The sequence below is a fragment of the Nonomuraea sp. NPDC048916 genome, assembly GCF_040649575.1.
Lineage (GTDB): Bacteria > Actinomycetota > Actinomycetes > Streptosporangiales > Streptosporangiaceae > Nonomuraea.
In genome coordinates this window covers 176,877-194,431 of the sequence record NZ_JBEZFS010000002.1, presented here as the reverse complement: position 1 = coordinate 194,431, position 17,555 = coordinate 176,877, and the positions used below count along the sequence as shown (strand labels likewise).

Annotated in this window: 16 protein-coding genes; 8 read left to right on the top strand and 8 right to left on the bottom strand. The window is 73.3% G+C overall.

The window, feature by feature from the left end; all coding sequences use genetic code 11:
* Positions 1–4: 4 nt before the first annotated feature.
* Positions 5–1,396, bottom strand: a complete 1,392-nt coding sequence (gene hemG / locus AB0C16_RS02520) for a protoporphyrinogen oxidase (protein ID WP_357678229.1) — start codon at positions 1,394–1,396, stop codon at positions 5–7.
* A gap of 134 nt (positions 1,397–1,530) precedes the next feature.
* On the opposite strand from hemG, the gene AB0C16_RS02515 reads away from it, so the two are divergent.
* On the top strand, positions 1,531–2,541 hold the full coding sequence (locus tag AB0C16_RS02515; RefSeq protein WP_357678065.1) for a DUF4349 domain-containing protein: 1,011 nt from the start codon (positions 1,531–1,533) through the stop codon (positions 2,539–2,541).
* Here AB0C16_RS02515 and hemE read toward each other — a convergent pair.
* Positions 2,529–3,551 (bottom strand): uroporphyrinogen decarboxylase, encoded by a 1,023-nt coding sequence (gene hemE / locus AB0C16_RS02510; protein ID WP_357678063.1) that lies wholly within the window; start codon positions 3,549–3,551, stop codon positions 2,529–2,531. The genes AB0C16_RS02515 and hemE overlap by 13 nt on opposite strands.
* A 586-nt stretch (positions 3,552–4,137) precedes the next feature.
* Between hemE and AB0C16_RS02505 the strand changes: the two genes are divergently transcribed.
* The 5 genes from AB0C16_RS02505 to AB0C16_RS02485 all read left to right on the top strand — a co-directional run bounded on the left by AB0C16_RS02505 (position 4,138) and on the right by AB0C16_RS02485 (position 9,315).
* Positions 4,138–4,734, top strand: a complete 597-nt coding sequence (locus AB0C16_RS02505; protein WP_357678061.1) for a DUF3000 domain-containing protein — start codon at positions 4,138–4,140, stop codon at positions 4,732–4,734.
* Between the two features lie 45 nt (positions 4,735–4,779).
* Positions 4,780–6,006: a ribonuclease D gene (locus AB0C16_RS02500; protein ID WP_357678059.1), complete on the top strand. Its 1,227-nt coding sequence runs from the start codon at positions 4,780–4,782 to the stop codon at positions 6,004–6,006.
* 89 nt (positions 6,007–6,095) lie between these two features.
* Positions 6,096–7,241, top strand: coding sequence for a Gfo/Idh/MocA family oxidoreductase (locus AB0C16_RS02495; RefSeq protein ID WP_357678057.1), 1,146 nt, complete (start codon positions 6,096–6,098; stop codon positions 7,239–7,241).
* The gene (locus AB0C16_RS02490) at positions 7,238–8,401 is read left to right on the top strand and encodes a dihydrodipicolinate synthase family protein (RefSeq protein WP_357678055.1); all 1,164 of its coding nucleotides are present in this window, start codon (positions 7,238–7,240) and stop codon (positions 8,399–8,401) included. The genes AB0C16_RS02495 and AB0C16_RS02490 overlap by 4 nt, the downstream gene beginning before the upstream one ends.
* Positions 8,398–9,315: a sugar phosphate isomerase/epimerase gene (locus AB0C16_RS02485; RefSeq protein WP_357678053.1), complete on the top strand. Its 918-nt coding sequence runs from the start codon at positions 8,398–8,400 to the stop codon at positions 9,313–9,315. The genes AB0C16_RS02490 and AB0C16_RS02485 overlap by 4 nt, the downstream gene beginning before the upstream one ends.
* Before the next feature lie 203 nt (positions 9,316–9,518).
* On the opposite strand, the gene AB0C16_RS02480 is transcribed toward AB0C16_RS02485, so the two are convergent.
* The 5 genes from AB0C16_RS02480 to AB0C16_RS02460 all read right to left on the bottom strand — a co-directional run bounded on the left by AB0C16_RS02480 (position 9,519) and on the right by AB0C16_RS02460 (position 15,677).
* Positions 9,519–12,128: a PEP/pyruvate-binding domain-containing protein gene (locus AB0C16_RS02480; protein ID WP_357678051.1), complete on the bottom strand. Its 2,610-nt coding sequence runs from the start codon at positions 12,126–12,128 to the stop codon at positions 9,519–9,521.
* A gap of 80 nt (positions 12,129–12,208) precedes the next feature.
* Positions 12,209–13,132 carry an alkaline phosphatase family protein gene (locus tag AB0C16_RS02475; RefSeq protein WP_357678049.1) on the bottom strand — a complete coding sequence of 308 codons (924 nt, stop codon included), beginning with the start codon at positions 13,130–13,132 and terminating at the stop codon, positions 12,209–12,211.
* A complete protein-coding gene (locus AB0C16_RS02470) occupies positions 13,129–13,911 on the bottom strand; it encodes a sugar phosphate isomerase/epimerase family protein (protein ID WP_357678047.1) in 783 nt (260 codons plus the stop codon). The genes AB0C16_RS02475 and AB0C16_RS02470 overlap by 4 nt, the downstream gene beginning before the upstream one ends.
* A gap of 16 nt (positions 13,912–13,927) precedes the next feature.
* Positions 13,928–14,920 (bottom strand): LacI family DNA-binding transcriptional regulator, encoded by a 993-nt coding sequence (locus AB0C16_RS02465; protein WP_357678045.1) that lies wholly within the window; start codon positions 14,918–14,920, stop codon positions 13,928–13,930.
* Positions 14,921–15,032: 112 nt separating this feature from the next.
* The gene (locus AB0C16_RS02460; protein WP_357678043.1) at positions 15,033–15,677 is read right to left on the bottom strand and encodes a hypothetical protein; all 645 of its coding nucleotides are present in this window, start codon (positions 15,675–15,677) and stop codon (positions 15,033–15,035) included.
* Between the two features lie 18 nt (positions 15,678–15,695).
* On the opposite strand from AB0C16_RS02460, the gene AB0C16_RS02455 reads away from it, so the two are divergent.
* The gene (locus AB0C16_RS02455) at positions 15,696–15,998 is read left to right on the top strand and encodes a hypothetical protein (protein ID WP_357678041.1); all 303 of its coding nucleotides are present in this window, start codon (positions 15,696–15,698) and stop codon (positions 15,996–15,998) included.
* Positions 15,999–16,107: 109 nt separating this feature from the next.
* On the opposite strand, the gene AB0C16_RS02450 is transcribed toward AB0C16_RS02455, so the two are convergent.
* Complete coding sequence (locus AB0C16_RS02450) at positions 16,108–16,665, bottom strand: TetR/AcrR family transcriptional regulator (RefSeq protein ID WP_357678039.1); 558 nt, start codon at positions 16,663–16,665, stop codon at positions 16,108–16,110.
* Positions 16,666–16,748: 83 nt separating this feature from the next.
* Between AB0C16_RS02450 and AB0C16_RS02445 the strand changes: the two genes are divergently transcribed.
* Entirely contained in the window at positions 16,749–17,480 is a 732-nt protein-coding gene (locus tag AB0C16_RS02445) for an SDR family oxidoreductase (RefSeq protein WP_357678037.1), read from the top strand.
* Positions 17,481–17,555: the final 75 nt, after the last annotated feature.

Sequence of the window (17,555 nt, the reverse complement as noted above, 5' to 3'; positions counted from 1 at the left end):
GCCTCTATTCTCCTCGCCGCGACAGGTGGTCCAGAATCCGGGCCGCGGCCGTGCGGGCGGTCGCGACGCAGGCGGGGATGCCGAGCCCGTCGTAGGCGGCCCCGCACACCGCGAGCCCCGGCTGCACGGCGATCGCGGCGCGCACCCTGGCCACCCGGTCGAGGTGGCCCACGTTGTACTGCGGCAGGCCGCCGCCCCAGCGGGTGACGCGGGTGTCGACGGGCAGCCCGCGCACGCCCATCACGTCGCCCATCTCGGCCGTGCCCAGCGAGACCAGCTCGGCGTCGTCGCGCTGCAGCAGGTGCTCCTCGCCGACGCGGCCGATCGAGCAGCGCAGCAGCACCAGATCGCCCGCGAGGTGGGGCCACTTGACCGAGCTGAACGTGACGGCCTTGACCGGGCGGCCCTCGACGGGCGGGACGAGGTAGCCGCTGCCCGTGGGCGGCTCGGGGAAGGCGGCGACGGGGTAGGCCAGCGTGACGACGGCCATGCTGGCGTACTCGATGCGGGCCAGCTCGGCCGCGGCCTTGGGCACCTCGGCACCGAGCAGCCGGCCGGCGGCTGGGGCCGGGGTCGCCACGATCACCGCGTCGGCCTCGATGACCTCGGGTCTCGGCACCGGCCCGGTCACGAGCCGCCAGCCGTGCTCGGTCCGGTGCAGCTCGCGGACGGTGACGCCGGTGCGGATCTCGGCCTCCGAGGCCTTGGCCACGGCCTCGGGCAGGCCGCCCATGCCGTCGCGGAGCGTGGTGAAGACGGGGCCGGCGTCTCTGGGGATCTCCTCGACGATCTGCCGGGCGATGGTCAGCAGCGAACGCTCGGACCGGGCGGCGGCGGCCACCCGAGGCATCGTGGCCTCCAGCGACAGCTTGTCGGCGCGGCCCGCGTAGACGCCGCCGAGCAGCGGCTCGACGAGCCGGTCGAGGACCTCGCCGCCCATCCGGGCCCTGATGTAGGCGGCGACGGACACGTCGGTGCGCACCAGGGTGGGCGGCAGGATCTGGTCCATCGGCACCCGTAGCAGGCCGCCCGGAGACAGGATGCCCGACCTGGCCAGCTCGGTCAGGTCGGCCGGCACGCCCATGGCCTGCCTCTTGGGCATCGGCCGCAGCGCGCCCCTGCTGAGGATGGCGGAGCCGGCGCCGCCGGGGCTCATCAGGTCGTCGCCGAGCCCGACCGCCTTGGCCAGCTCCTTGCCCTCGGGCCGCCTGGCCAGCATGGCCTCGGCGCCCGCGTCGACGCTGACTCCGGCGACCTCCGAGGCGAGCAGCTTGCCGCCGACGCGCGGGCCGCCCTCCAGCACCGTGACCCTGATCCGCTCGCCACCGCCCTGGCGGAGGTGCCAGGCCGCGGCCAGCCCCGAGATGCCGCCCCCGATCACGACGACGTGGGCCATGTTCCCTTCCACGGGGTTCACTTTCACGGCTCCTGACGTTACCGCCTCCGGTGCCTGACCGGCCGTTCGGGGCGCGTGATCATACCGTGACGGCTCCCATCAAACCCGCTCGCGTCAGCGTCCGTCATAGGGGCATGAAGAGATTCCGGTACGGCGTGGCGTTGTCGGTCGTCTGCGCCACTCTGCTCGCGTCGGGGTGCGGCGGCTCCGGCTCGATGACCTCCACCTCGGGCGAGGCGGCCCCCGCCGTGGCGCCCGAGTCGGCGTACGCGCGGGACCAGGGGGGGTCGGCCGACCAGGACTCCCCGGCGGCCACCCGCAAGTCCGGCGAGGCGGGCGACAACGTCACCTCCAACGTCAACATCGCCTCCAACGTCAAGGTGACCCAGCAGGAGCGGCAGGTCATCTACGTGGCCAACATGACCGTGCGGGCCAAGGAGGTCACGGCGGCGGCGCTGCGGGCCAAGCAGATCGTCACCTCGGCCGGCGGCTACCTGTCGAAGGAGGAGTCGCACTCCTCCGACGGCGGCGACGGCTCCGCCAGCCTGGAGTTCAAGATCCCGCCCGCCCGCTACCCCGAGGTGCTCACCAGCCTCGGCAAGGACCTGGGCAAGCAGCTCTCGATGAACCAGGGCACCCAGGACGTCACGCTGCAGGTGGCCGACGTCAACAGCCGGCTGAAGTCGGCGCAGCAGGCCCTCGACTCCCTGCGCACGCTGCTGAAGAAGGCCGACACCATCGGCCAGGTGCTGAACGTGGAACGGGAGATCTCCGCCCGCGAGGCCGACCTGGAGTCGCTGCAGGCCCAGCAGAAGGAGCTGGCCAACCAGGTGGGCATGGCCACGCTCACGCTCAACCTGGTCGGGCCCGTCACCGTGGCGCCCGAGCCGTCGGACGAGCCCGAGGGCTTCCTGGGCGGGCTCGCCGCGGGCTGGTCGGCGCTGAAGGACTTCGGGCAGGTGGCGCTGACCGTGCTCGGCGCGGTGCTGCCGTGGCTCATCGTCATCGTGCCCGTGGTGGCGCTCGTGGTCTTCTTCGTACGGCGCGGTCGTAGCCGCAGGACGGCTCCGGCTCCGGCTCCGGCTCCGGCTCCGGCTCCGGCTCCGGCTCCGGCTCCGGCTCCGGCGGAGACTCAGGCCTCGTGAACCAGGTCGGTCAGCCGCCTGAGCTGGTCGGGGTCGGTCGAGGGGAGCACGCCGTGGCCCAGGTTGAACACGTGGCCCTCGGCGGCCCGGCCGCGGCGTAGCACCTCGCGGGCCTTGCGCTCGACGACCTCCCACGGGGCGAGCAGGATGGCCGGGTCGAGGTTGCCCTGCAGGGCCTTGCCGGGGCCCACCCGCCGGGCGGCCTCGTCGAGCGGCACCCGCCAGTCGACGCCCACCACGTCGGCGCCCGCCTCGCCGAGCAGGCCGAGCAGCTCGCCGGTGCCCACGCCGAAGTGGATGCGCGGCACGCCGAGGTCGGCGAGCCCGTCGAAGATGCGGCGCGTGTGGGGCAGCACGAACTCGCGGTAGTCGTCGGGGGCCACCGCGCCCACCCAGGAGTCGAACAGCTGGACGGCCGAGGCGCCCGCCCTGACCTGGATGCGCAGGTGTTCGAGGACGATGCCGCTGAGCCGTTCCATCAGCGTGTGCCACAGCCGCGGCTCGCCGTACATCATGGCCTTGGTGCGGTCGTGGCTCTTGGACGGGCCGCCCTCGATCAGGTAGGACCCCAGCGTGAACGGCGCGCCGGCGAAGCCGATCAGGGGTGTGCCGCCGAGCTCGCCGACCAGCGCCTCGATGGCCTCGGTGACGTAGGTGACGTCGTCGGGCTCGATCGGGCGCAGCACCTCGACGCCGGCGGCGTCGCGGATCGGCTGGGCCACGACGGGGCCGATGCCGGGCTTGATGTCGAGGTCGACGCCGATGGCCTTGAGCGGCACCACGATGTCGCTGAAGAAGATGGCCGCGTCGACGCCGTAGCGGCGGACCGGCTGCAGGGTGATCTCGACGATGAGCTCGGGCGTCGCGCAGGCGGTGAGCATCGGCACGCCCTCGCGCACCTTGAGGTATTCGGGCAGCGAGCGCCCGGCCTGGCGCATGAACCACACGGGGGTGTGCGTGACGGGCCGGCGGCGGCAGGCGTTCAGGAACGCTGAGTCGGCGAGATTCACCCTCCAAGGGTCCCATGGCCTGCTCGTGGTCCGGTATCCGGCGTGAGGTGTCGGAAAAGTAGGCATTGGGCGACCAAAATCATGATCAGATAGCTGGATGGACGTTTACCGGCCGGCCCGGCATCGGCGGCGCACGCGGGTCGAACACACCCCATGGGCGACCAGAAAGCCGGTCTCGACTGGACCAAATGTTCCCCAAGTGACCGCGCGGCATCGATTCAGCATCCACTTTCGGGACACGCCGAGCGCGTTGCGCGGAATTGTCGGCGCGGCGTGCCAACGTCGGAGCCACGATCCGACGAAAGGCCCCGGTGCGATGACCGCGTTGTGGAGTTCCCCAGAGCGCCGCAGAGAGACCTGCGCCTCCTGCGCTGGTGAGCGGCTGTTCGAGCAACCACCGTGCTTCGACGGGCACGAGCCGGGTGAGTGCGCCGAGTGGGCCTGCGTCGAGTGCGGTGACGCCCTGCTCGTCGCGCCGGTCACGTCCACCCGCCGGGTCCGGCAGCTGGTTGCGGCAGCGGTTTGATCGCGAACGATGAGCACCCCCGTGGTCCCCTTCCGCCCGTCTTCGACCTACTCTTCGACTATGACCCTCGGTGACCGACCACCGGTTCCGACCGCGTTCCGGCACGCGGTCGAGAGTCTCCGGCTGGCCGAGGTCAGGCCGGAGATCGAGCTCGAGGATCTTCCCGCCCCGCAGCGGCTGGCCCCCTACTCCGCCGCCGTGGGCGCCTCGGTCTACCGCGACGACGACGAGCTGGCGGTCGGCCGGCTGATCCTGCTCTACGACCCCGACGGCCAGCGCGGCTGGGAGGGCCCGTTCCGCCTGGTGGCCTACGTGCGGGCCGACATGGAGCCGGAGATCACCTCCGACCCGCTGCTCGGACCGGTCGCGTGGAGCTGGCTCACCGAGGCTCTCGAAGCCCACCAGGCCGGATACTCCGCCGCCGGCGGTACCGTGACTAGAGCTGTGTCCGAGGGGTTCGGCAACAAGGCCGACGATCCGGTCACCACCGAGCTCGAGCTGCGGGCGTCCTGGTCCCCCACACACGAGGACCTCTCCGGCCATGTCGCCGCCTGGTGCGACCTGATGTGTGTGGCGGCGGGGATCCCACCGCTCCCGCCCGATGTGGCCACCATGCCCCGCCGACGCGATGATCCGGAGAGTGACCGAACGAAGTGAGGGCACCAGTCAACACAACAACGGCGTCATGAGGGCGGTGGACTCATGACAGAAGAACGCACCGTCGTCCCCCTGCTGGAGCCGCGCGGAGGCATTCCCCCGGTCATCGCCGACGACGCGACCCTGGCCGAGACCGTCGACGCCTTCGCCGCGGGCTCCGGTCCGGTCGCCGTCGACGCCGAGCGCGCCTCCGGCTACCGCTACGGCAACCGCGCCTACCTCGTGCAGCTGCGCCGCGCCGGCGCGGGCACGGCGCTGATCGACCCGATCACCTGCCCCGACCTGTCCCGGCTCGACCGGGCCGTGACCGACGCGGAGATCGTGCTGCACGCCGCGTCCCAGGACCTGCCGTGCCTGCTGGAGGTCGGCTTCCGGCCGCGTGCCATGTTCGACACCGAGCTGGCCGGCCGGCTGCTCGGCTACGAGCGGGTGGGGCTCGGCACCATGGTCGAGACCGTGCTCGGGCTGCGGCTGGAGAAGGGCCACTCGGCCGCCGACTGGTCCACCAGGCCGCTGCCCGAAGACTGGCTGCGCTACGCCGCGCTCGACGTGGAGGTGCTGGTCGAGCTCCGCGACGTGCTGCACGCCGAGCTGGAGGAGAGCGGCAAGCTGGAGTGGGCGCGCGAGGAGTTCGCCGCCGTGCTCGACACACCGCCGGCCACGCCCCGCTCCGACCCGTGGCGGCGCACCTCGGGCATCCACAAGGTGCGCAACGTGCGGGCCCTGGCCATCGTCCGCGAGCTGTGGACGATGCGCGACCGGATCGCCCGCGAGAGCGACCTGGCGCCGGGCCGGGTGCTGCCCGACTCCGCGATCGTCGCCGCCGCCCTCGACGTCCCGCGCACCAAGAAGGCCCTCACCGAGATCTCGGCGTTCACCGGGCGCAGCGCGCGCAGGCACATGAGCGACTGGCTGAGCGCGGTGGGCCGGGCACGCGGCCTGCCCGACAGCGAGTTGCCGCAGCCCAGCACCCCCGGCGACGGGCCGCCACCGGCCAACCGCTGGGCCGACCGTGATCCCGCCGCGGCCAAGCGGCTCGGTGCCGCCCGCGCCGTGGTGGCCGCGCTCGCCGACGAGCACCGCATGCCGACGGAGAACCTCCTGCAGCCCGACGCGGTGCGCCGGCTCACCTGGGAGCCCCCCGGGGAGATCACCGACGAGAGCGTGACCGAGCGGCTGCGCGCGCTCGGCGCCCGCGAGTGGCAGGTCTCGCTCACCGCCCATCCGCTCGCCAAGGCCCTGGCCAGGCTGGAGACCAAGGGCGACCTTTAGGTACGGCCGGTAGGCACGGCCGGCGCACTTGACGCCTCCGGCGGCACAGCCTTACCTTTCCGGAAAGCGCTTTCCTTGAAAGGATCCTCATGAGCGTGCGCACCATCGGCGTCGTCATGAACGGCGTCACCGGACGGATGGGCCATCGCCAGCATCTGGTCAGGTCCGTCCTGGCCATCAACGAGCAGGGCGGTGTCACGCTCTCGGACGGCGAGCGGGTCGAGCTCCGGCCCGTCCTGGTCGGCCGGAATGCCGCCAAGCTCGGCCGCCTCGCCGCCGAGCACGGCATCGCCGGCCACACCACCGAGCTCGACGCCGCGCTCGCCGACGAGGACAACCTGATCTACTTCGACGCCCAGGTCACCTCGGCCAGGGTGAAGGCCGTGCTCAGCGCCATCGAGGCGGGCAAGCACGTCTACACCGAGAAGCCGACGGCCGAGTCGGTCGCCGAGGCGGTGGCGCTCGCCGAGGCCGCGGCGGCCAGAGGCGTCAAGAACGGAGTCGTGCAGGACAAGCTCTTCCTGCCGGGCCTGCTCAAGCTGAAGCGGCTGATCGACGGCGGCTTCTTCGGCCGGATCCTGTCGGTGCGCGGTGAGTTCGGCTACTGGGTGTTCGAGGGCGACTGGCAGGAGGCGCAGCGCCCGTCGTGGAACTACCGCGCCGGCGACGGCGGCGGCATCGTGCTCGACATGTTCCCGCACTGGCACTACGTGATGGAGAACCTGTTCGGCCGGGTCGAGGGGGTCTACGCCAAGGCCACGACGCACATCCCGGCACGCGCCGACGAGCGGGGCACGGCCTACGAGGCCACCGCCGACGACGCCGCGTACGCGATCTTCGAGCTGGAGGGCGGCGTGATCGCCCAGATCAACTCCTCCTGGACGGTCCGCGTCAATCGCGACGAGCTGGTGGAATTCCAGGTGGACGGCACGCACGGCAGCGCGGTCGCGGGGCTGCGCAACTGCCGGATCCAGCACCGGGCCGGCACGCCCAAGCCGGTCTGGAACCCCGACCTCCCGGTCACCGCGCGCTTCCGCGACGAGTGGCAGGAGGTGCCGGACAACGCCGAGTTCGACAACGGTTTCAAGATCCAGTGGGAGCTGTTCGTCCGGCACGTGCTGGAGGACGCGCCCTTCCCCAACGACTTCGCCTCCGGCGCGCGCGGCGTGCAGCTCGCCGAGCTGGGCCTGCGTTCCTCCGCCGAGGGCCGCCGGATCGAGGTGCCGCGGCTGTGATGATCGACCTGCCCGGCGGCGCGTACACGCTGCGCGAGCCCGTGACCTGGCCGGTGCCCGAAACGCCCGCCACCGGCCGCGTCTGCTACGCGGCCGCGCACGTGGTGGCCGACCCGCTCGGCGGCAACACGCCCGGCTCCCCCGCCACCCTCGACTGGGACGCCACCCTCCGCTTCCGCCGCCACCTGTGGTCGTACGGCCTGCGCGTGGCCGACGCCATGGACACCGCGCAGCGCAACATGGGCCTGGACTGGGCCGCGACGAGGGAGCTCATCGAGCGCAGCGCCCGCGAGGCCCGCGACTTCGGCGATCCCGCCACGCTGCTGGCCTGCGGCGCGGGCACCGATCACGCCCCCGGCGCGGCCGGCCTGGCCGCCATCACCGCCGCCTACGCCGAGCAGATCGACACCGTGCAGTCGGCCGGCGCCCAGGTGATCGTGATGGCCTCGCGCGAGCTGGCCCGGGTGGCGAGCGGGCCCGGCGACTACCACCGGGTGTACGGCAAGCTGCTCGGCCTGGCCGAGCGGCCGGTGATCCTGCACTGGCTCGGCGAGATGTTCGACCCGTCGCTGGCCGGATACTGGGGCTCGGCCGACGTGCCGGCGGCCACCGCGTCGTTCCTGGAGCTGATCCACGCCCACGCCCCGATGGTGGACGGGGTGAAGGTGTCGCTGCTGGACGAGGAGCACGAGGTGGGGCTGCGCGCGGCGTTGCCCCACGGGGTGCGGCTCTACACGGGCGACGACTTCAACTACCCGTCGCTGATCAGGTCGGGCTCGCACGCGCTGCTCGGCGTCTTCGACGCGATCGCCCCCGCGGCGGCGGCCGCGCTGCACGCGCTCGACGCCGCCGAGGCGGCGGACGACGAGGCGGGCCGCGACCGGCTGCTGGCCTCCTACGACGAGATCCTGGCGCCGACCGTGCGGCTGTCCCGCAAGCTGTTCGAGCCGCCGACCTACCACTACAAGACCGGCATCGTCTTCCTCGCCTGGCTGAACGGCCACCAGGACGCGTTCGCCATGGTGAACGGCGCCCAGTCGGCCCGCTCGCTGCGTCACCTGGCCAAGGTGTTCCGCCTGGCCGACCAGGCCGGGCTGCTGGCCGACCAGGAGCTGGCCGTGCGCCGGATGAGGGCGCTGCTGGCGGTGAACGGCCTGTGAGCCTGTCGCTCAACCAGTGGACGACCAGGCGATGGTCGGTGGCCGAGGCCGTGGACGGCTGCGTGCGGCACGAGCTGGCGGCCGTGGGCCTGTGGCGCGAGAAGGTGGCCGAGCAGGGGCTGGCCGAGACCGTCAGGCTGGTGCGCGAGGCGGGGCTGCGGGTGTCGTCGCTGTGCCGGGGCGGCTTCCTGACCGGGAGCGGGCCGCCCGGCGAGGAGGACCGTCGCGCCTTCGCGCGGGCTCTCGACGACAACCGGCGGGCCATCGACGAGGCGGCGGAGCTGGCGGCGGCCTGCCTGGTGATGGTGGTGGGCGGTCTTCCCGGCGTGCGGCCGGGCGAACCACTGCCCGCGAGCAGCGTCTCACACGAGCCGGCCGCGGACGGCTCCGCACCCGGCCCGCCCGGCTTCTCACGTGACCTGGCCGGGGCCCGCGAGCGGGTGGCCGAGGCGCTCGAGGTGCTCGCGCCCTACGCCGGCGAGCGGGGCGTCCGGCTGGCGCTGGAGCCGCTGCACCCGATCTACTGCCCGGATCGGGCCGTCCTGTCCACGCTGGGCCAGGCGCTCGACCTGTGCCTGGCCCACCCGCCGGAGCAGGTCGGCGTGGTCGTCGACACCTTCCACGTGTGGTGGGACCCGCGGTTGTTCGACGACCTCGCCCGGGCGGGCGGCCGGATCGCGTCCTACCAGGTGTGCGACTACCTGCACCCGCTGCCCGCCGACGCGCTGCTCGGGCGGGGCATGATGGGTGACGGGGTGATCGACTTCGGGCCGATCACCCGGGCCGTGACCGGGGCGGGCTACACCGGCGACGTGGAGGTGGAGATCTTCAACGCCGACGTCTGGGCCGCCGACCCCGACGAGGTGGTGGCCACGATGAAGGCCCGCTACGCCGCCCTGGTGCCGGTCGGCTGATCACGCCCCTGACGAAGGACGCGGATCGCCGCCGGCAACCCCGCCAGCGCCGCGGTGGCCCGCTCGGCCGGTTTCGTCTCACCGATGCCCCGTACTCTCCCGCGAGGGCGCCCGCGACCCGCTGCACACCTGGCTCCACCACAGGACCGCCGCACTCCACAAGGCTGAACGGGCAGCCGCTCTCGCCCCAGATTCGGCGCCGCTCAGACCTCGGCCGGTTCCTCCTCGACGGTGACGGTGCCCGCCGCGCCGTCGACCGTTGTCCTCTGGCCCGTGGTGATGCGCCGGGTGGCGTCGGGCACGCCGACCACGGCCGGGATGCCGTATTCGCGGGCCACCACCGCGCCGTGCGACATGGCGCCGCCCATCTCCATCACCAGCCCGCCGGCGGTGAGGAACAACGGTGTCCAGCCGGGGTCGGTGGACGGGCAGACCAGGATCTCGCCGGGTTCGAGGTGGGCGCCGACCGGGTCGAGCACCACTCGGGCGGGGCCGGTGACCGTGCCGGCCGAGGCCGCGGAGCCGGTCAGCGCGCCCTCAGCGGCCGGGGCCGACAGCGCCTCCGGCTCGGTGCCGTCGGAGAGCATGACCCGGGGCACGTGCCTGCGGCGGGTCTCCCGCTCGTAGCCGGCCCGCCGCTCTGCGACCAGGTCGTGCAGGTCGCCTCCGGACAGCGCGGCCCGGGCCTCCTCGATGGTCAGGAAGAACACGTCGTCGGCCGAGCCGAGCACGCCGGTGGCCGCCAGGTGCTCGCCGACGGCCAGCAGGCTGCGCCGCAGCCCGGCCAGGACCTGCACCAGGTAGAACTTGGGCAGCTCGCGCAGTCCCGCGTACGTCCTGGTGCGGCGCAGCGCGAAGCGGGTGAGCGCGGCCCGCAGCCGGCCCCGGCGCCGGGCCCGGGCGACGATCGCGGCCATGGCCACGTCCGCCTCGGCGGCTCCCCTGGCGAAGAGCGCGTCGGGGGTGAGGTCGCCGGCGTCCATGCGCAGGTAGTTGGCCAGGACGCCGAGCAGGTGGGCGGGGTCGTCCGACCAGCGCGGCAGGCCGAGGTCGATCTCGGCGACGCCGCGGTGGCCGTAGGTGCCGAGGAAGCGGGCGATGCCCTGCTGGGCTTTCGGCGGCAGCTCGCCCGCGTGGTAGAGGCGCACCAGCTCGCCGACCGGGTGGCGGCGGAAGGGCTCCGGCTCGATGCGGCCGGCCAGGGCCCAGAGCTCCAGGTCCATCTCGGTGGTCGGGTTGTGCGGGAGGCTGCGGAGCACGTCCTGCATCTCGCCGAGGGGCAGGCCGGACAGCCGCGAGGCCAGCCCGAACAGGCCGTAGCCGGTGATCACGATCGGCATGATCGAGATGATCCGCGGGAACGTGCCGCCGAGCACCCGCTCCACGTGGTCGAGGCGCTGCGCGGGCGTCGCCCCGTCGGGCACGCGCAGCCGCCCGTCCAGCCGCTCGCCCACCTCGCGGGTGTAGGCGAGGGCGCGGCCCGGCCTGGTCAGCGCCTGGAACACGCGGGCCGGGGCGTGCACCCGGCGGGCGAAGCGCGTGACACCCCGCAGGACCGGCCGGCGCGCGGTGTGCGTGACCGACAGGCGGGGATCCTCGACGAGCCGCTCCAGCACGGTCGCGGTGCGGGCCTCGCCCACGGTCAGGACGCGGGGCAGGATCACCCGCCCGGCCCGGCTGCGCACGGCCGTGGTGAGGTCGATCCACAGCCGCTGGCCCGAGACCGCCAGGAAGGGCGGCCCGTCGCGCCGGTCGGCCGGGCCGTAGCCGAACAGCCCGGCGGCTCCGGAGGCGAGCAGCCGGAACGCCGAGAGCCCCATCGGCGTGAGCGGGCCCATGACGCCCTGGACGACGTTGACCGAGAAGTAGACCCGCAGGCCGTCGCGCGAGGTCTCGGGAAGCGGGTAGAGCGTGGTGATCGGCCGGGCCTGGGTGAGCCAGAGCGTGCCGTCGCCGCCGATGGCCCACTCGGTGTCCTGCGGCGCGCCGTAGTGGTCCTCGACGCGGACGCCCAGCGCGGCCAGCTCGCGCGCCTGGGCGTCGGTCAGGCACAGGCAGCCGGGTGCCGTCTCGACGCGTTCGGTGCCGCCGCCCGGCAGGGAGTGGACGGCCAGCCGTTTGTCGCCCTCGTGCCGTAGCAGGATCTCGCCGGTGGCCGAGTCGACGACGAACCGGTCGGGGTTGACCGCGCCCGAGACCACGGCCTCGCCCAGCCCCGGGGCGGCGTCGATGACGGCCTCGCGCCTGCGGCCCGTCACCGGGTTGGCGGTGAACATCACCCCGGCCACCCGCGCGTCGACCATCACCTGGACGACGACCGCGAGCCGTACGGAGGCGTGGTCGATGCCGTTCGCGTCGCGGTAGGCGACGGCCCGGTCGGTCCACAGTGAGGCCCAGCAGCGGCGCACGGCGTCGAGCACCGCGTCGGGACCGACGACGTTGAGGTAGGTGTCCTGCTGCCCGGCGAAGCTGGCGAACGGCAGGTCCTCGGCCGTGGCCGAGGAGCGCACCGCGACCGGCACGCCGTCGCCGAGCCGGGCGTGGAACTCCCGCACGGTCTTGGCCACCGCCTCGGGCACGGGCGTCTCCAGGAGTCGTGTCCTGGCAGCCCCGGCCAGCCCGGGCCCGCCCACGGCGATGATCGGGTCGAGCCTCGCCGCCTCGGCGACCTGGCGGTAGGCCTCGGTGGTCAGCACCCAGCCCCCGGGGACCGGAAGCCCGGCCCTGGTCAGCTCGCCGAGGTTGGCCGCCTTGCCGCCCACCTCGGGGAGCATCCCGGCGTGGATCTCGGAGAACTCCAGTGCTGTGTCCATCGGCCGCTCTCCCGTGTTCAGCGTCTCGTCACGAGTCTCACGCTTCGCACGCCAGAATTCAACACATGGTGAAAAATTGCTCAGAACCGTAGCGGCGTGCCGTCGAGATCCCACGCGGGGTCGGGTTCGATGCCCAGGCCGGCCAGAGCCGTGGGGGCCACGTCGACCAGCCTCGGCTCGCCGAGCGACCCCCCGCCCAGATCCTCGCCCAGCCGGCCGGCGATCACGAACACCGTGCGCTCCTCGTCGGAGACGCCGCCGTGACCGCCCTCGTCGACGTGACCGTGGTCGGTCGTGACCAGCACCGTCCAGCGTTCGCGAGGGTAGGACGGCCGCGCGCGGACGGTGTCGAGCAGGCGGCCGAGGTAGGTGTCCTGGAGCAGGAGCGCCTCGGTGTATTCGGGGCAGAGCGGGCCGAGCTCATGGGCCACCTCGTCGGTGTCGCCCAGATAGACGAACGCCAGGTCGGGGCCCTCGCCGGCCAGGTGGGCGGCGGCGGCCTCGGACACCCGCCGGTCACCGGCGTGGAAGGTGATGGCGTAGCCGTCGACCACGAAGCGGGTGTCGAGGGCCGGGCCGAAGGCGCCGTGGTCGGCCAGCGCGGCCCAGGAGAAGAAGGCCGAGGTCACCAGGTCGGGGCGGAGGGACTTGGCCCGGGTTAAGAAGTCCGGATATTTCGCGAACTGGGCTCCGGTGAACCCGTTGTCCACGACGCCATGCTTGTCGGGCCACACCCCGGTCGCGATCGACGACCACCCCGGTCCGGAGTCGGTGCGCGCCCTGATCACCCGGACGTCGTCCTGGATGTCGCCCTCTGACGTGGCGGACTCCGGGACGATCTCGCCCGGCGACTCGGTGCGCGGGGCTCCGGCCTCGCCGTACGGGAGCGTGCTGGTGCCGTACAGGCCCGAGGACATCAGCGCGCCGAGCACCGGCGGGCGCAGGGCGGCGAGGCGGTCGAAGCGCAGGCCGTCCATACCGACGACGAGCACCTTGTCGATCATGCGGATTCCCTCCCGTAACGTCGCACCCAGGCGGCGGCGCCGGGCAGGATCTCCTCGACCGGAGCCACCCCCGGATACCAGGTGCGCTCCCATTCGAGCGAGACCCACCCGTCGTAGCCGGCCTCGCGCAGCAGTGTCCCGCACTCCTCCAGCGGCACCGAACCGGCCCCCATGGGCACGGGCGTGCTGTCGCCGGCCGAGACCGCGTCCTTGATCTGCACGTAGGCGAGCCAGGGGCGGAGCGCGGCGAGCGTGGCGGCGGGCGGCTCGCCGTTGCGCCAGGGATGCAGCAGGTCCCAGAGCGCGCCGGTGGTCTCGGGGACGCCCGCCGCGCCGAGCAGGCTCGCCACGGCCGCGCCGGTGGCCATGCGGTCGTGCGTCTCCACGAGCACCCGTACGCCGAGCTCGGCGGCCGGCGCCGAGACGGCCCTCAGCCTGCGCGCCCCGACGGCCGGGTCGTCGCCGCGCGGGAAGACCCGCACGCCGGGCGCCCCGAGCTGGGCGGCCAGCGCCAGGTCGGCGAGCAGCGCGTCGACGACGGGCTCGTCCGGGCCCGGCTCGCACACCCCGACATAGCCGGCCAGTGCCGCGACCTCCAGACCGGCGTCCGCCACCCGCGCCCGCACCGAGCGCCGCTCGTCGCGGCCGAGCCCCCGGTGCACGCCGGTGTCGGGGTGCAGGCGGAGTTCGAGGCCGTGGCATCCGTGCCCGGCCGCCACCTCGATCGCCCGGTCGAGCCCCTCACCCGGCATGCCGAGCGTGCTGAGCGCCAGCCTCACCGTGCCTCCAAGGTCGTCAGCGGATGTCCCGCACGCTCTCGCGCAGCACGACCTCTCCGGCGACGTGCTCCACCACCGGCGTCTCCCCCGCGCCCAGCGCGAGCTCCAGCGCCCGCGCGCCGAGATCCGTCAACGGCAGGCGCACGGTGGTCAGCGCCGGCACCTGGTCGCGCAGGGTGGCGATGTCGTCGAACCCCGCCACCGAGACGTCCTCCGGCACCCGGACGCCCCGCTCCCGGTAGGCGGCCAGCGCGCCCACGGCCATCACGTCGTTGACCGCGAACACGCAGGTCGCCTCGCCCGTCTCGGCCACCGCCGCGTGGCCGCCGTCGCGGTCGAAGGCGCCGTGGACGACACGCGGCTCGGGCAGCCCGAGCTCCCGGATCGCCGTGACGAACCCGGCGCACCGGTCGCGGGCGGTCATCAGCTGCGGGGGCCCGGCGAGCACGGCGAACCGGGTGTGGCCGAGCCCGGCCAGCGCGCGGGCCAGCGCCGCGGCGCCCTCCCGGTTGGCGGGGGCCACGGTGTCGACGCCCAGCAGGGGCTGGCCCACGCAGGCCACCCGGCCCCCGCCGGCCAGGTAGCGCCGCAGCTCGCCGCGGAGCCGCCCGGTCACCTCGGGATCGTCGACCCGCGACCCGGCCAGCAGCACGGCCCGCACGCGCTGGGCGGCGAGCGTCGCCACGTAGGCGATCTCCTGCTCGGGGTCGCGGTGCGTGGTGCCCACCATGACGAGCAGCCCCTCGCCGGCCGCCGTGCGCATGGCGCCGTCGGCCAGCGCGGCGAAGTAGGGGTCGGTCAGGTCGTGGACGACGATGCCGATGACGTTGCTCGCGCCCCGGGCCAGTGTCTGGGCCGCCAGGTTGGCGCGGTAGCCCAGCTCGCCGGCGGCCCGCTCGACCCGCGCCCGCAGGTCGGCCCCCACCTGGCGGGTGCTGCCGTTGAGCACCCGCGAGGCGGTCGCGAGCGAGACACCCGCCTGCTTGGCGACGTCTTCCAGCGTGACCACGACACCTCCCGGAAAGCGATTTCCCAGTGTGCCCGACCGGCACCCGGGTCCGCATCCTCGCATGCCGCGTCAGTCCGGGGACAGGACACCCCGGAGAACGGGCGCCTCGCCGTCACGTCCAGGGGAACAGGATGTCGAACAGGTTCTTCTTGGTCTCCGTCGGGGCCGGCTCGGGCACCGTCTCGGGCTCCTGCGTCGCCACCCTGGTCGGCTTCTCACCGGCCGGCTCCTCGACGCCCTTCGGCTCCCCCTTCAGGTCGGTGTCAGCCGGCTCCTGGGTGGCCCGCCTGCTCGGACGGACCGTCGGCTCGCCGACGCGGCCGGTGGGCGTGACGCGCGGCGTGGCCGTACGCGTCGGCCGGACCCTCGTGGCGGTCGGCGTCGGCACCACGGTCTCCGACACGGTCGGGTCCGGCGTGACCGACTCCGCGGGCTCGGGCGACGCCTCGTCCGTGTCATCCGGGACGGGGGACTCCGCGGGCGCGCTCACCTCACCGGCGCTCGCGCATCGCGCGCCCGCGCACGGGTCGTCGGACGACACGTCGTTCAGCATCCAGCCGCCCCCGGCGCCGAACACGACGACCGCCGCGGCGCTCACCAGCAGCACCTTGGTACGGCGGCGCACCTCCCGCCGGCCGTCGTCCTCCTCGTCGGCCCCCGTCCACCCGGAGCCCAGGAACCCCCGCCGCGACTCGTCGTACGAGGCCTCATAGCCCTTGTCGAGCGGCAGGTAGCCATCCTCCCCTGACGCCGCCACACCCCCCTCACCTTGACCATGACCATCGAGTTCGCCTCCGGCCTGACCGCCGGCATGATCGCCGACCTCGCCTTCGGCATGACTGCCGACCTCACCTTCGCCAAGCCCTTCGCCAAGCCCTTCGCCAAGCGCTTCGCCCTTGTCCGGCGGAAGAATGTAGGTCTCATTCCCGGTGACCTGGATGGCCGGTTGCTCGTCGGTGTCGTCGGTGCTCCAGCGCGGGGACAGCACATCGCCGGTCATATCGGGGTTCAACGACCTGCCCTGTCCATCCTCATACGGCCTGTCGTTCTCGTCGCGAGCCACGGTGTACCTCTCTAGTACGAATACGGACCGCAACCCTTCATAACAGAATTAACATCACTTTGTCCGGGAATTTCACTCGTTTCGCTAAGATTACGTTCCGTAACATTGGCCCCAAGAGAGGCACTCAGAGGCCGTCGACCAACGCGTCCAGCGCCGCCTTGAGGCGTTCGAGGCTCACCCCGCACGAGCGCGTCCGATAGGCGACCAGCGGCGCGGCGAGCGGCGCCAGCAGCGCGTCGGCCAGGCAGAAGGCGTCGGCGCCCGGCTTCACCTGGGCGATCAGCATGGCCAGATGCCCGTGGTAGGCCGTGTAGGCGCCGCCGAAGCGGGACATCGAGGAGGCGGCGTCCGCCATGAGCAGCAGGTCGAGCTGCGCCACCGTCCGGTCGGCCAGCGCACTCAGGAACGCCCGGACACGCTCCCTCGGCTCGGCGCCCGGCCCGAGGGGCGGCGGCCCCTCGATGAACGCCGACTGGAACTCGCGCTCCCGCTGGTCGATGAGCGCGTAGGCCAGTCCGGACCGGTCTCCGAACCGGCGGTAGAGGGTGCCGACCCCCACCCCGGCCGCCGCGGCTACCTCGGCCATCGACAGCCCCTGCACGCCGCGCTCCGCCACGATGCCGGCCGCCGCGGCGAGGATCTTCGCCCGGTTGCGTGCCGCGTCGGTCCGCTCGCGTTTCACATCCATATCCTCGCACCCGCTTGCAACCGGAATCAGTTCCGTTTATCTTCTAATCGGAACTGATTCCGCTTATTGGAGGATCCATGACACGCAGGGTCGCCCTCGTCACCGGAGGCAGCAGAGGGATCGGCGCCGCCATCGCGCGGCGCCTGGCAGGTGACGGCCTCGACGTGGCCATCACCTACGTGAAAGCGGCCGACCGGGCGGCCGAGGTGGTCAAGGAGATCGAGGCCGCGGGTGGGCGGGGGCTGAGCCTGCGCGCCGAGGCGGCCGACGCCGCGGCGCTGGTCGAAGCCGTCGAGCACACGGCCGGAGAGCTGGGCAGGCTCGACGTGCTGGTCAGCAACGCGGGCATCGCCTCCCCCGGCCCGCTGGACGGCGTGACGCTGGAAGAGGTGGACCACACCCTGGCCGTGCACGCCCGGGCCGCGTTCGTACTGGCCCAGGCCGCCGCCCGGCACCTGCGGGAGGGAGGCAGGATCATCAACATCGGCAGCAACCTGGCCGAGCACGTCCCACACCCCGGCTGGACCGTCTACGCGATGAGCAAGTCGGCGCTGATCGGCCTCACCAAGGGCCTGGCCCGCGACCTGGGGCCGCGCGGCATCACCGTCAACCTGGTCCATCCCGGCTCCACCGACACCGACATGAACCCGGCCGACAGCCCGTGGGCCGACGCCGAGCGCGAGCTCACGGCCCTGGGCCGCTACTGCTCGCCTGAGGACATCGCCGCCACGGTGGCCCATCTGGCCGGAGAGGGCGGACGCAACATCACCGGCGCCTCGTTCGCGGTGGACGCCGGCGTCACCGCCTAGAGAGCCGCGCCCAGCCCGCACGTGGCCGGAAAGCATGGGCTTCAGCTACGGCGATCAGACACCACGAGCCCGCGC

Coding starts and splice junctions, on each gene's coding strand:
- hemG (WP_357678229.1), bottom strand. CDS start 1,396: ATGGCCCACGTCGTCGTGATCGGGGGCGGCATCTCGGGGCTGGCCGCG.
- AB0C16_RS02515 (WP_357678065.1), top strand. CDS start 1,531: ATGAAGAGATTCCGGTACGGCGTGGCGTTGTCGGTCGTCTGCGCCACT.
- AB0C16_RS02505 (WP_357678061.1), top strand. CDS start 4,138: ATGACCCTCGGTGACCGACCACCGGTTCCGACCGCGTTCCGGCACGCG.
- AB0C16_RS02500 (WP_357678059.1), top strand. CDS start 4,780: ATGACAGAAGAACGCACCGTCGTCCCCCTGCTGGAGCCGCGCGGAGGC.
- AB0C16_RS02495 (WP_357678057.1), top strand. CDS start 6,096: ATGAGCGTGCGCACCATCGGCGTCGTCATGAACGGCGTCACCGGACGG.
- AB0C16_RS02480 (WP_357678051.1), bottom strand. CDS start 12,128: ATGGACACAGCACTGGAGTTCTCCGAGATCCACGCCGGGATGCTCCCC.
- AB0C16_RS02475 (WP_357678049.1), bottom strand. CDS start 13,132: ATGATCGACAAGGTGCTCGTCGTCGGTATGGACGGCCTGCGCTTCGAC.
- AB0C16_RS02455 (WP_357678041.1), top strand. CDS start 15,696: ATGACCATCGAGTTCGCCTCCGGCCTGACCGCCGGCATGATCGCCGAC.
- AB0C16_RS02445 (WP_357678037.1), top strand. CDS start 16,749: ATGACACGCAGGGTCGCCCTCGTCACCGGAGGCAGCAGAGGGATCGGC.